Raw genomic sequence first — 12,993 nt, 5'->3', positions numbered from 1 at the left:
CCTCCCCCCTCCCCCCCCCCCCACCCCACTCCCCTCCCCCCCCCCCCCACCCACCCCCCCCCCCCCCCCCCCCCCACACCCCCCGGGGCCCCCCCCCCCCCCCCCCGCCCGCGCGGGTGCCGGTGTCAGTCGCCGATGCGATAGTCGATCTGCTCGCTGCTGGCCATCGCCCCGGCCCAGACCCGAATCTCGTTGATCCGGGCCGGCAGATAGTGCTGCCAGGTGCTGTTGGTGTAGCCCCTGCCGACGGTGAAGTCGCCAGTGCCGATCTTGATGGAGTACGCCGTGTCGTCGCCGTTCTGGTTGTGGCCCAGATACAGGCTGATGGTCCCGGTGAGCGGGTCGTAGATGCCGGTGAGCCGGACCGGGCTGTCCACCGCGGCGACCTCGTCGGAGACCACGGAGTCGAAGGTGCCGTCGTTGTTCAGCCGCCCGAAGCGCCACACACCGACGGGCACGGTCCGCTCCTCCAGCGTCTCCTCGTCCAGGACCACGTCCTTTCCGGTCAGCTCGTACCAGAAACCCCAGGACGAGCCGTCCTCGGTGCGCTGACCGAGGACCTGGCCGGCGTAACCGGTGTTCTTGGCGGCGAGCTTCGCCCCGTCCAGCTGCACCAGGGTGGTCACGGTGAACGCCCCGTGCTCGTACACCAGCGGCCCCGGCGCGTTCGCCGCGCCGTCCACCCCGTCCAGGGTGATCGCATCGCCGTCCAGCGCCGCGCCGCCCGAGAGGGTCAGGGTCCTGCCGTAGCCGGACGTGGTGTCGGGGACGGTGGTGCCGCTGCCCCGGTCGGCGGACCAGTCCGCGACCAGTTCGGCGCCCGCGAACCCCTCGGAGGTGAGCAGCCGGGCCTCGTCCACGACCTCCTGCCCGCTCAGCGCGCGCTGCCAGACGGCGACCTCGTCGATCGAGCCCTGGAAGTACGAACCGGGGCCGGAGCTGTACTCGTGTCGGCCGAAGTCCAGCGGCGCGGTGGAGGGGTAGGAGCCCTGCACGGTCGCCGTCCCGTTCTGCCGCCGCCCGTCCACATAGAAGTTGAGCTCGCCGGTGGCCGGATCGTAGGTGCCGGCCAGATGCGTCCAGACGCCGACCTCTGCCGCGTAGACCGCGAACTTGCCGTAGTACCAGTCGGTGTCGCCCGGGTTCCGGATCCCGAAGTACCAGGTCTTCTTGCCCTCGTCGAAGTAGAGGAGGAACGGGCTGCTGACGTCGTCCTTGGTGGAGAGCACCGCCTGGTCGCGGTCGTCGCGTTCCAGCCGTACCCACGCCGAGACGGTGAACGCCGAGCGCGTCTCCAACACCGGCGCACTGGTCGCGGCGTAACCGGTGGAGCCGTCCAGGGCCATGCCCCGGTCGGTGACCGGGTTCTCCAGCGGTACGCCGGACGCGTCATGGGTGATCAGTCCGCGGCGGCCACGGTCGTCGCGCACGGCACCGCCGTACAGCGTGGCGTCGTCCGCCCCGTCCCCGGTCGCGGCGTCCAGGGCGGCGCCGCTCGACTCGTCGAAGTGCCAGCGGCCCACCGGTCCGGAACCCGCTGCGACCAGGAAGTCCAGCACGTTCTGCGCGCCCCAGCGGCCCACCGAGTCCTTGGCCCGGACGTACACGCTGTAGGTGCCGGACCGTTGCGGGGTGACCGCCTTGGTCACGGTGGATCCACTGATCTCGGACGACCAGGCGTCGGCGCTGGACAGCTTGTACTGGTAGGCGACGTTCGTGTCGCCGCTCGCCGGGCCGAAGGTCAGCGTGGCCGCCTGCCCCGGACCTCCCGCCGCCTGGCAATCGTTGGCCGTGCACGGGGTGTACGGGGCGGCGATCGCCATGGTCGGCGCCTTCGGGGCGGTCGGGTCCACCTTGAAGTAGCACCAGCCGGTGGTCGAGGCGTTCGACGGCCCGGACAGATAGCTGTTCCCGCTGTTGTAGTACGAGCGCACCCAGGCCCGGTAGCGGTAAAGCTTGCCCTCGATGAGGTCGGGCCCCCAGGACATGGTCAGTTTGACCCCGTCGCCCACGTATCCGGACGACGGCCGCAGGTCCCCGACGCCGTTGGGGGTGTCGGACCAGGTGCCGTCCGCGTTCTTCTGGTCCAGGTCGAAGTACTCCTTCAGCTGGGCCCCAGACTCACCACCCGACTTGGTCTGCGTGGTGGCGGTCAGCGACGGCGTCGGGTCGGAGACCACCGCAGGGTCCGACTCGTTCGTCTCGCACACGGTGCCGGAGCCGGTCACCAGCCCGATCCCGGTCGGCTTGTCCGGCAGGCCCACGTAGGTCACCGCCAGCACCGCGTCGTTCCTGAAGCGCTTCCAGGCGCTGGTGTCCGACTCGTCGTGGGCGCGCAGCTGCAGCGTCAGCCGGGAGAACTTGCCCGCCGCGAAGTCCTTCACGGTCGGGGTGAGGTTCTCGTTCGTCTCGTCCGGGTTGTCGTGGAACTCGATGGGCGCGTCCGGCGAGTCGGGGTCGCACAGCGAGCCGCGTCCTGCGGAGACGTACCGGTCCACCATCCAGTCCAGCTGCGTGGGGCGGGACGACCAGGTGGTGGAGGAGGAGATGTTGTTGGTACGCACCAGGTCCACCCAGCGCGGATCGCACTGGAACGCCCACGGCTCGGTCACCCGGAACGTGGCATCTAGCACCTGCTTGCCCTTGAGGTTGGCGGGCGAGAACTCGAAGTAGAGCCGCTGCACGTACCCGGGGCCGCAGTAGTAGCCGTTCCAGGTGCCGCACTTGCCCATGCCCTTGCCGAGGTTGTCGCTCCCGTTGCCCCAGCCGTAGCTCTCGTAGCCGTCCGAGCGCAGCAGGGTGCGCTCGGACTCGCCCCAGGTCACGGTCGGGTCGATGTACAGCGGCAGCGCGGACCTGCGGGCCGCTGCGAGCAGGGCGGCGTCGGGGACCACCGTCATCCGGCCGCGGGAGAGCTTCACCGGCATCCGGGCGACCGTGTCGCCCAGGCGCGGCTCGGTGACGGGGGCGGCGACGGCCTGCGTGGTGCCGGTGGCGGGGTCCTCGGGGCCCGCGGTCCGGGCGTCACCGGACGAGTCCCACATCTGGGCGGGCGGCGCCCGGAAGACCCGGTTGCCATCGTCGTCCACCGCCGTCAGATTGCCCGCCTTGCCCTTGACGATCTTCAGGTCCCCGGCGTGCAGGGAGTAGTTGATCTGCTTGAGGGCGGGATCGGCCGCGGCCTCGGCTGTGCGTACGACCAGCAGGTGCTGGAACCCCTCCACCGAGGCGGTGATCTGGAGGTCCACGCCCTTGCGCACATTGCGGTAGAGGGCCGTCGTACCGTGCAGTTCGGGCCTGGGTAGCCGGCCCGGCCAGCCGACCGACAGCCACTGCCCGCCCTGCTCGATGCGGACCAGCGGCTGCTTGTCGCCGCCGCCGGAGAACTCCATGCCGACCGCGGCCGCCCTGGGCACGACGGTGCCGTCGGTGCGGGTGCGGAGCGTGGCGTCCGGGGTCCGCCAGCCGCCGCCCGGCTTCGCGACCCGGACCGGGATCACGGACTCCTCAAGGGTGAAGGTGTAGCCATCGGGGTTGGCGTACACCGTGGTCCGCTCGGTCCGCTCACCCGTCACCTCGACCCGGTGGCCGGACTCCGAGGCCTCGGCGAGAGCCTGCCGGCCCTCGTCGTGCACGGCCCCCGCGTCCGGGGAGTCGGCGGCGGCGGCGGTCCCCGCCGCCAGCACGGGCAGCATCCCGGCCAGCAACGCCATCGACAGCGCCGCCACGATCTTGCGTCGGAATCCCAGCAGTCCTCGGCTGTCCCGCACCTGCACCCCCCGGTTATCACGGCCGCACCGAGGGGTCACAGGGGTACTCCGCGGGCGTCGGACCCGGGCCGAGGCGCGTCAGCCGATACGGAGGATCTCTCAGTGGCTCAGCGGTAACTTGCCTTATTAATCATGATGTTGTGAGGGGGCGATCACAGCACTCGCTTCCTACGCTTGTCAATATTCGCTGAGCAGTTCCGGTACGGCGCCCGCTATTTACGGAAAGAGACCTTCCAGTGTGTACGGAAGGATCCCTCCCGGCTTCTCACGCCACCCCGGCCGCCTGCACCGCGTGCGGGCCGAAGCGGGGACGGGGTTCGGTGAGGGTGATGTGATTGGCGTCGCGGAGCCCGGCTCCGGCGAGTAGCTGGGTGGCGAAGAGGCGGTCCCGCAGGGCGTGTTCCGCGACGAGGTTTTCCAGTTGTCGAGGGGAGAGCCGCCGCACGGCTTCGAGATAGTGGGCGTGTCCGGGCTCGCCAGTCGTGGCGCCGGGTGGGGTCGCGGCGCCCGAGAAGGCGGTGCCGGCGTGGAATGCGGTGAGTGCGGTGGCGACGGCGTGGGCGCAAGGTCGTCGCCGACGGTTCCGCAGTCGCAGTCGCAGTCGGTGGTGAAGAGGCCGTCGACGATGCCGATCCAGGGTTGGAAGACGCCGTCGTGGCTGTAGACGACGGCTTGGACGCCGCCGCCAGCCGGTTCGAGTTCGCCGACCCTGCCGTTACTCAGCAGCCGTGCCGCGGCCTCGGCCACCGTGGTGGGGACGGATTCCCGGAACGCGTCGATGTCGATGCGGACTGCCACGGGCGGGCACTTACCGGCCGGGGTGGAGGCGGGCGGCGTCGAGCTTGGCCAGGAACGCCGGCCGACGCCGGTGCTGTCCACGCAACTCGTCTAGGTATTTAGCGAACTGGTCGGTTTCGTCGGTGGCGGCGTACGCGTCACGCAGATGGCGGAGCAGCGTGATGGCGGTGTCGTAGCGGCGCTTGTCATGCGAGTCCAGCAGGTGGGCGTTGACAAGTGCCCGGTAGGGTTCGCGCACGTCGGCCGGATGGCCCTGTTGCCGGCGGTGCAGGAGTTCGACGCGTTGCCGGGTGGACAACTCGTCCAGGCGTGCGAGTCCAGTGCGCCAGGCCTCGTCATCACGGCCGGTGTGGTGCAGCGCGTCGATCAGGTGAGGCAGATAGCTGGGCTGCTGGGCGACGCGGTCGCGTACCACGGTCAGCGCCCACTCGGTGTGGGTTTCGTCGCGGTCGGTCTCGGCCACCGTCGCCAGCAGTGACCGGAGGTTGTCGATGGTCGGCTGCTGGTCGAACGCAGCCCGACGCTCGGCTACCGCGGCCCGAGGATCGCCGGTCTCGATCAGCAGCCCCACCAGCAGGTCGCGCAGCCGCGCGGATTGGTGGTCGGTGGAGTGTTCGGCGAGTCCGCGTCGAGCCCAGCCGATTGCGTCGGCGGGCCGTCCCGCTTCGGCCAGCACCCGTACGACGCGCTCGTACTGGTCGGCGCTGACCAGGTGCTCCGCCAGCACGGCCACGTACCGGTCCACGTCGCCGGAGACCTCGGCGAGTTGCTCGCGTAGGTGCCGTACTGTCCACTGCTGGTGCCAGTTGTCCGGATCCGTTACGGCGGCACGCTGCTCGACCAACCGGGTCACCTCGGCCAGGCCTTTCGTCCCGAGAGCCGGCGCCCACTCGCGCAGGATCACATCCGGCCAGCCGGGACCGTCGCAGACGAGCCGGACCAGCCACGCGGCCAGGCCAGCGGGTCGTGGCGGTGCGGCCCGGCACGCCCGGGCGTAGAGCTCCATCAGATAGGCGAGGTCGTTGCCGAGGACCCCAGAGGAGCTGTCCATGTACATCAAGGCGGTCGTCATCCGATCGACTGCCTTGCGCAGCACCGGCACCGCGACCGCCGCCTCACCCGCGTCGATCAGCCGGGCGCAGCGGTCCGCGACCTCACGCGCCGCCTGCGAGTAGGCCTGCCGGCCCGCGTACGGGTCACGACGGCGATCCCGCCGCAACCGGTCCACCAGCACAGTCAGCTCATTCTCGTTCCCTGCGCTCACCGGTACATCACACCAGAACGCCCGCGACGACCCAGACGGGCTACGTGGTGTTCCGCGAACCTGATGCGGGCCACCGCCTGGTGCGGGCGGGTGGCCATCATGCCCCCTTGCTTCGTGCGCTAGGCCGGGTAGGCGGTGAGTTCCTCGCGCCACTGTGCGAAGCGTTTGCGCATCTCATTGATGTGAGCGGGGTGGGCGCCGTAGGCGGCGAAACGTCGGTCCGGGTAGCGCTCCAGCATGCCGAACAGGTCCGCCAGGATGCGCCGGTCGAACCCCGCGTCGGATTGTTCGGCCAGCTCGCACAGCCGCGTCCGGGTGTAGCGGCCGGTCATGAGCGCCGCGTCGATGTCCAGGAAGTCTCGGGGCTCGGCGCGCGTATACAGGGCGGACATCTTGCCCGCGACGACGTCGTCGGCGTGCAGCACCGGCCCGACGTCCATCATTACCGGTGGCAACGCGCGCCAGTTGGCTGCCAGTTCGACCTTGTACGGATGCTCAGGTTGAGCGGGATCGGTGACCGCGAGCCGGGCGAAGGTGTCGAACTGCTGCGTCACCTCGACGGAATACCCGCTGTCGCGGTAGCCGTCGACCACGGCGTCCACTGCTGCGGCGAACTCGCCGCGTCGCTCCCACGCCGTGAACAGGTCGATGTCCTCGCTCGGGCGGTCCAGGATGCCGTGAGCCTGTACGGCGTAGCCGCCGGCCAACGCGAATCCGTAGCGGGCAGCGACCCGCAGTCCGATCTCCGCCAGGCGGAGGTGAACCTCATCCACTTCTATCCGGCCAGCGTCTGTGGTGGCGTGGTCAGCTCGGGAAAGCGTGCCTGCCACAACGCCCGCAACCGGGCCGGGAGCCATAAGGCGGACCACAAGCGGCGCAGGGTCGGGCCGTGCAACCACCGACGCAAGTCGTCGACCGAGTTAGCCTGGTTCAGCACCGTCTGGTACATCAGCTGCAGATCACCGGCGTCGTCCAGGTCGTAGGTGCTGTCGCCGGACCAGTCCAGCCACCGATCAAGCGTTACCACCCCGCGTACTGGACCGCACAGGTCGGACAGGGAAGCGGCCACCACGAAATGCCGCTGGTCCACGTACCGCGACCCAGGCGGTGCACCACTGCCGCTGGCCATGTCTCTACCTCCTGCCCCGATCGTACGTGTGAGCGGCGTCGCCGGCTGGCACGACATCGACCTGCCGGCCATCTGACCTTCCGGGCTCGGCCGGCCGCCTGACGGTCATCGCCAAGGGCGAACTGCCCGCCCGCCGATCACCACACCGGCGGCCGGGCGCCTGCCAGGTGACCGCCTCACCCGGAAATCGGACTGCCGCCGCCCGCGCGGGTTTGACTTCTCGCGCTGGCCGTCGGCAACCTCCGGTCGGCCATCCCGGGCCGCGGCCCGCTTGTGCCCGAGCCGACGGGGCGGACGGACAGGGTGGCGCTGGGCACTGCCCGCCTTGCGGAAGGATACGCTCGCGGCTGCCCGGGCCAGATGTCGTGGAGGTGACCTTGGCACGCCTGCTACTGACCGAGGACGAGGAGTCCGTGCGCGTGGCGGTGGGCACACGGTTGTTCGTCCAGGCACGGGCCCGCCTCAATCGCGGCGAGCTGGTCGACGTGCAGTGGGATCCGCGGGCCGGGCAGGCTCATGCCCGGCTCCGCGGCGAGCTGCCCGGCACGGTGACCGCCGTCGCGTCCACCGATCCGAGTGGCGACATCACGGCGGTGCGGGGATCGTGTAGCTGCGGTGACGATCCGGGCTGCGCCCATCCGGCCGCGTTGATCCTCGCCGTCGTGTCGGCCCGAGATGTGCCCCGCCCGCGGGCCGTGGCGGCACCGCCGGCGTGGGAGACCGCGCTGTCCCCGCTGGTCGGTACGGCGCCCGAGCCTACCGCCGATCCGGAGTCGGACCGTGCCGGCGTCGGGTTGCAGTTCGATCTCGTGGCTGCCGGGCAGGCCGGCGCGGAATCGTCATGGCGGATCGCCCTGCGCCCTGTGGTGCCAGGCCGCAACGGGTGGGTGCGCTCGGGGATTAACTGGTCGAATCTCAGCTACGCCTGGTACGGGCAGCCGAGGCGGGTGCAGCGGCACTGGCAGCTCCTCAAGGAGATCCTGGCGCTGTCCACGGCAGCCGATGACGGGCACTACTACAGCGGCTACCAGCAGACGGTCTACCTGGACGCGTTCGCGAGCCGGCGGATCTGGGACCTGCTCAGCGAGGCTCAGGAGACCGGGTTGCCGATGGTGCAGGCCGGAAAGGCGGCCGGGCGGGTCGTCGTGTGCCGGGAACCGGCGCGGGCGTCAATACGGGTCGGCCGGACCAGTGACGGCCTGCTACTCGTACCAACCTTGCTGGCCGACGGCATGCTGGTTGCCCCGGATTCGTCCCTGCTGGTTGGCCAGCCGGTCCACGGCGTCGCCTGGTGGGGCGTGCGGGGCCAGGATGCCCCGCGGCCAAGGGACAGGGTGCTGCGGCTCGCGCCGCTGGAGCGGCCGCTGGAGCCGGGCATCGTCGGCATGCTGGCAAAGCCGGCGATCCAGGTTCCCGCTGACGACGAGGCCCGGTTCTTCGAGCAGTACTATCCGAGCCTGTTGCGGCAGGCGGAAATGGTAGCGGTGGATCCGTCGGTGCGGTTGCCCGATCTCGGGGCGGCTGCGTTGTCGTTGACGGTGAACCGCATGGCCGGGCATCGGCTCTCGCTGAGATGGGAGTGGGTGCTGCCGGTCGGTGACGGCCATCATCGGGAGCCGCTGTGGGCGCCTGCACCCGTCGTCCACGCCACCGACCGGGAGAAGGTGGTGCGGCGGGTGACCGAATTGGTCGCCGACCCGACGCTGGGCCTACTGGAGTCAACACCTGCGGGGCCTCGGCTGGCGGCCGCCGCGGACGTGGCCGGCGACGCGATGATCCGATTCCTGAACGACGTCCTGCCCCGGCTGACCGATATCGACGGCGTCGACGTCGTCACGCAGTTCGACGACGCGGGCCCCGCGTACCAGGAGGCGCTGCAGGCCCCGGTCTTCACGTTCGCCGGCGCAGACACCAGCGGGCAGCCGGACTGGTATGACCTGTCGGTACAGGTGACGGTCGGCGGTGAGCAGGTGCCGTTCGACGAGCTCTTCGTTGCGCTCGCCGCCGACCGGCAGTACCTCATTTTGCCCAGCGGAACGTACTTCAGCCTCGACCGTGCCGACTTCCGCCAGCTGCGCGACCTGATCGCCGAGTCCCGCGCACTGGACGACCCGCCGCCCGGGGTGCTGCGGGTCGGGCGCTTCCAGGCCGGGCTGTGGCAGGAGTTGGCCGAGCTCGGCGAGGTTACCGGCCAGGCCGCCAGTTGGCAGGAGGCGGTGCGCTCACTGTCCAGCGCGGGCGGCCGCGTCGAGCATCGGACCCCATCGGGGCTGAAGGCCACGCTACGGCCGTACCAGCAGGACGGGTTCCGGTGGCTGGCCGCCCTGCACGAGCACCGACTCGGCGGGGTCCTCGCCGACGACATGGGCCTGGGCAAGACCCTGCAGGCATTGGCCCTAATCTGCCACGTCCGGGAGACCGGCGGTCCGCGGGCGCCGTTCCTGGTCGTCGCCCCCGCCAGCGTCGTGCACAACTGGGCGAGCGAAGCGAGCCGGTTCACACCGGACCTCGTGGTCGCCACCATCACCCAGACCCGCGCGCGTCGCAACGCGGCCCTCGCCGACGCGGTCCGCGGTGCGGATCTGGTGGTCACCTCCTATACCCTGTTCCGACTCGAGTTCGAAGACTACGAGGCCCTCGACTGGGCCGGGCTGATCCTCGACGAGGCCCAGTTCGTCAAGAACCCCCACTCGCAGGGATATCGCTGCGCGAAGCAACTCCCGGCATCGTTAAAGCTCGCCATCACCGGCACGCCGATGGAGAACAACCTCCTCGAACTGTGGTCGCTGTTGTCCATCACCGCGCCTGGCCTGTTCCCCCGCGCGGACCGGTTCACTGACTACTACCGCAATCCGATCGAGAAGGCCCACGACGCGGAACGGCTCGCCCAGCTACGACGGCGGATCCGGCCGCTGATGCTGCGCCGCCGCAAAGCCGACGTGGCCGCCGACCTGCCGGACAAGCAGGAACAGGTCATCGAGCTGGACCTCAACCCGAAACATCGCAAGGTGTACCAGACCTACCTGCAGCGGGAGCGGCAGAAAGTGCTCGGCCTGCTCGGCGACCTACAGCAGCACCGGTTCGAGATCTTCCGGTCACTGACCCTGCTGCGGCAGGCCAGCCTCGACGTCACCCTGGTCGACCCGAAACACCGTGCTGTGCCGTCAACGAAACTGGACGTGCTGGCCGAGCAAGTCAACGATCTCGTCGCCGAAGGCCACCGGACTCTGGTGTTCAGCCAGTTCACCCGCTTCCTGGACGCTGCCCGGGAGCGGTTGGAAGCAGCTGGCATCCGCTGCTGCTACCTCGACGGGTCCACCCGCGACCGGGCGACGGTGCTCGCCGAGTTTAAGAACGGTACGGCGCCGGTGTTCCTGATCAGCCTCAAGGCCGGCGGTTTCGGGCTGAACCTGACCGAGGCCGACTACTGCATCCTGCTCGACCCGTGGTGGAACCCCGCCACCGAGGCGCAGGCCGTGGACCGCGTGCACCGTCTCGGGCAGACCCGCAACGTGATGGTGTACCGGCTGGTCGCCAAGGACACGATCGAGGAGAAAGTGATGGCGCTCAAGGCCCGCAAGGCCGAACTGTTCGGAAGCATCATCGACGGCGGTGATTTCGCCTCCGCGCAGCTGACCGCCGCCGACATCCGAGACTTGCTCGAGTAGCGCACCTCGCGGCAGCCCTCACGCCGCTCCCGGCGGGCCGACCGGAGTGAGGGCCGCAGCGAGCAGCGATGATGACCAACCCGGCCAGCGGCTGCTTCTCCACAGTGCCCGTTGGCTGCTATAGGATTACGGCATGAGCACCCATGCTGAGCATGGGTGCCGCAAATTTGTGTACGAATCCCCCTTCGAGCACGAGCCGGGACGGCCGCACCAGCGATCGGCTGATGCGGCTACCTGGACGTGAGTTGTAGTTCGCCACGAACGACGATCATGGATTCGTGGTCGACATCGCCCCTCGGACACCAGTCTTCGTGCGAGGTCACGGGAGCTCACCACCGCGGTGGCTCCCGATGAGGACACCCCGTAGCATCCGTGCATCCATCGACGATCAGGGCTCTCCGCGCCATGCGCTGAGGCCGCGCAAACGGCTACGGCGGTCACCATGACGGCCGCCCGGCAACCGCCCCGCCGACGTCCCGACGAGCGGCTCATCGGCGCGGTCATCCCCACCCCGCTTCCTCGCCCGGCACCGCCGCCAGCTCCGATGCCGGAGCTACCCGCAGCCGTCCCACCTGCGCGGGAACCCGTCGACGACATCGTCTTCGACGTGGCCCGCCCGGACGCCGACGGCCGCGTGGCAGCTCGATCGCTGCTGCGGGCGCTGCGCTGGCCTGCCGGTCACCGCCTCCACATCGACGTCAACGACGGCCTGCTCCTGGTCACCGCCGGACCTGACGGGAGGCACACCGTCGGCGCCCGCGGAGCACCTCCGCTGCCCGTCGCGGCCCGGCAGATGTGCGGCATCACCTCGCACCAGGCGGTGCTGCTGGCAGCGATCCCGGCCCGCGATCTGCTCGTCGTGCACCCCTCGAACACCATCACGCGGCTCCTCGCGGACCTGCACGCCGCCGTCCTCGGAGGCCCTTCTCATGCCGGCTGATCCGTCATGCATCGTCAACGCCCGGCAGATGCTCGCCCATCTCGGTCTCACCCCGGCCGACCTCGACGCGCCCCCCGACCCGTCGCGTCGGATGCCGACGCTCGCCGAGTACCTACCGCGTGTCGAGGCCGCGGCCAGTCCGGGCACTCGCCGCACCTACGGCACCTACTGGAACCGCATGGCCGCCGCGCTCGGCCACCTGCGCTTGAACGAGGTGACCGCCAGCGACATCGAAGCCCTCATGCGTCAGGTCACCGCCGGTGCCCGCACCCGACGCACGGGCCGGCAGGGCCGCCACGCGGGCGAGCACGTCATCGCCGCCGCCCGCGCCGTCTACCGCCCGGCCGTCGCCGACGGCTACCTCCCCGCCACGGACAGCCCCGCGCACCGGGTGGCCAAGCCGCGCCGGCTGCCCAACCCGCGCAGGGACCTCACCCCCGGAGAACTGCTGGACATCAACCTGGTGGCGCGTACCAGCGGCAACGGCGTCATCCTCGACGCCCTGCTGCTGCGCCTGCACACCGAAACCGCCTGCCGCCGCGGCGGCGCCATCGCGCTGCGCCTGGTTGACCTCGACACCCGACACTGCCTGATCCGTCTCACCGAGAAAGGCGGCACGCTGCGCTGGCAGCCCATCACCCCGACCCTCGCCGCCCGCCTCCTCGCGCACGCCGAGGCCCGGGGTGCGGTCCTGCCCACCGACCGGCTGCTGCGCTACCGAAACGGCCAGCCGATCAGCAGCCGCCGCTACGACCACCTGTGGACACGCATCGGCGAGTGCCTGCCCTGGGTCGCCGTACAAGGCATCTCCACCCACTGGCTACGCCACACCACCCTCACCTGGGTCGAACGCCACTACGGCTACGGGTAGCCCGCGCCTACGCCGGGCACACCGACCGCCGCGGACCCGCCACCACCTACATCAAGGCCAACCTCCAGGCCGTCGCCCTGGCCGCCATGACCGGCGAACCACACCCGCTCGCCGCCTGCACGGTTACAACTGGCGTGTAGGCGATGGTCGTTCGCGGGCAGGGAAGGGGCGTTAGGTGGTCCCACGCGCTCCAGGGCACCATCCAAGTTCGTTCGGGCCGGGCTGATGACAGCGGCTGCTTCTCCCACAGCCCTGCTTGGATCACATCTGCAGGTCCCCGCCACGGCCATCGACGTTTCAAGATCGGCGATCACGACACGGCGTGCCAGTGACCTGGTGATCCCTGGCGGCTGTTTCTCGGCCTTCTTGGCGATCAGGCTCATCGTTGCCCAGGCCGTGCCGACGAACAACGTTCCGGACCTGATCCAGCCCGCGCTCAACTGCCCCACCAGCATCAGCAGCCCCAGTGCCCGCCAGCGCCGCCGGCGGCGTTGCTGGTGACTCCCGCGCCTACCAGGGGGTAGCCTGCGGGCATGGCCGACAGGAGCCCCAG

The 12,993-nt window shown here is 70.2% G+C and carries 8 protein-coding genes; 3 read left to right on the top strand and 5 right to left on the bottom strand.

Annotated elements, in window-relative coordinates; translation table 11 throughout:
• Nucleotides 1-125: 125 nt before the first annotated feature.
• From ACL02O_RS31415 to ACL02O_RS31395, 5 genes are all read right to left on the bottom strand, one after another.
• Complete coding sequence (locus ACL02O_RS31415) at nucleotides 126-3,770, bottom strand: LamG-like jellyroll fold domain-containing protein (protein WP_412821806.1); 3,645 nt, start codon at nucleotides 3,768-3,770, stop codon at nucleotides 126-128.
• A 265-nt stretch (nucleotides 3,771-4,035) separates the two neighbouring features.
• Complete coding sequence (locus ACL02O_RS31410) at nucleotides 4,036-4,215, bottom strand: hypothetical protein (protein WP_412821805.1); 180 nt, start codon at nucleotides 4,213-4,215, stop codon at nucleotides 4,036-4,038.
• 363 nt (nucleotides 4,216-4,578) lie between these two features.
• A complete protein-coding gene (locus tag ACL02O_RS31405) occupies nucleotides 4,579-5,832 on the bottom strand; it encodes a hypothetical protein (RefSeq protein WP_412821804.1) in 1,254 nt (417 codons plus the stop codon).
• Between the two features lie 119 nt (nucleotides 5,833-5,951).
• Nucleotides 5,952-6,605 (bottom strand): nucleotidyl transferase AbiEii/AbiGii toxin family protein, encoded by a 654-nt coding sequence (locus ACL02O_RS31400; RefSeq protein WP_412821807.1) that lies wholly within the window; start codon nucleotides 6,603-6,605, stop codon nucleotides 5,952-5,954.
• Nucleotides 6,606-6,607: 2 nt separating this feature from the next.
• The gene (locus ACL02O_RS31395; RefSeq protein ID WP_412821803.1) at nucleotides 6,608-6,961 is read right to left on the bottom strand and encodes a hypothetical protein; all 354 of its coding nucleotides are present in this window, start codon (nucleotides 6,959-6,961) and stop codon (nucleotides 6,608-6,610) included.
• Between the two features lie 365 nt (nucleotides 6,962-7,326).
• Here ACL02O_RS31395 and ACL02O_RS31390 point away from each other — a divergent pair, with 365 nt between their 5' ends.
• From ACL02O_RS31390 to ACL02O_RS31380, 3 genes are all read left to right on the top strand, one after another.
• Nucleotides 7,327-10,629, top strand: a complete 3,303-nt coding sequence (locus tag ACL02O_RS31390; RefSeq protein WP_412821802.1) for an SNF2-related protein — start codon at nucleotides 7,327-7,329, stop codon at nucleotides 10,627-10,629.
• Nucleotides 10,630-11,071: 442 nt separating this feature from the next.
• The gene (locus ACL02O_RS31385; RefSeq protein ID WP_412821801.1) at nucleotides 11,072-11,569 is read left to right on the top strand and encodes a hypothetical protein; all 498 of its coding nucleotides are present in this window, start codon (nucleotides 11,072-11,074) and stop codon (nucleotides 11,567-11,569) included.
• Nucleotides 11,559-12,440 carry a tyrosine-type recombinase/integrase gene (locus ACL02O_RS31380; RefSeq protein WP_412821800.1) on the top strand — a complete coding sequence of 294 codons (882 nt, stop codon included), beginning with the start codon at nucleotides 11,559-11,561 and terminating at the stop codon, nucleotides 12,438-12,440. Before ACL02O_RS31385 ends, ACL02O_RS31380 begins: the two co-directional genes overlap by 11 nt.
• The last annotated feature ends 553 nt before the right edge of the window (nucleotides 12,441-12,993 follow it).

Origin of the sequence: Micromonospora mangrovicola (genome assembly GCF_047200535.1) — a bacterium.
In the GTDB taxonomy this organism is placed as follows: Bacteria; Actinomycetota; Actinomycetes; order Mycobacteriales; family Micromonosporaceae; genus Micromonospora.
This window is presented reverse-complemented; position numbering and strand designations above follow the sequence as displayed.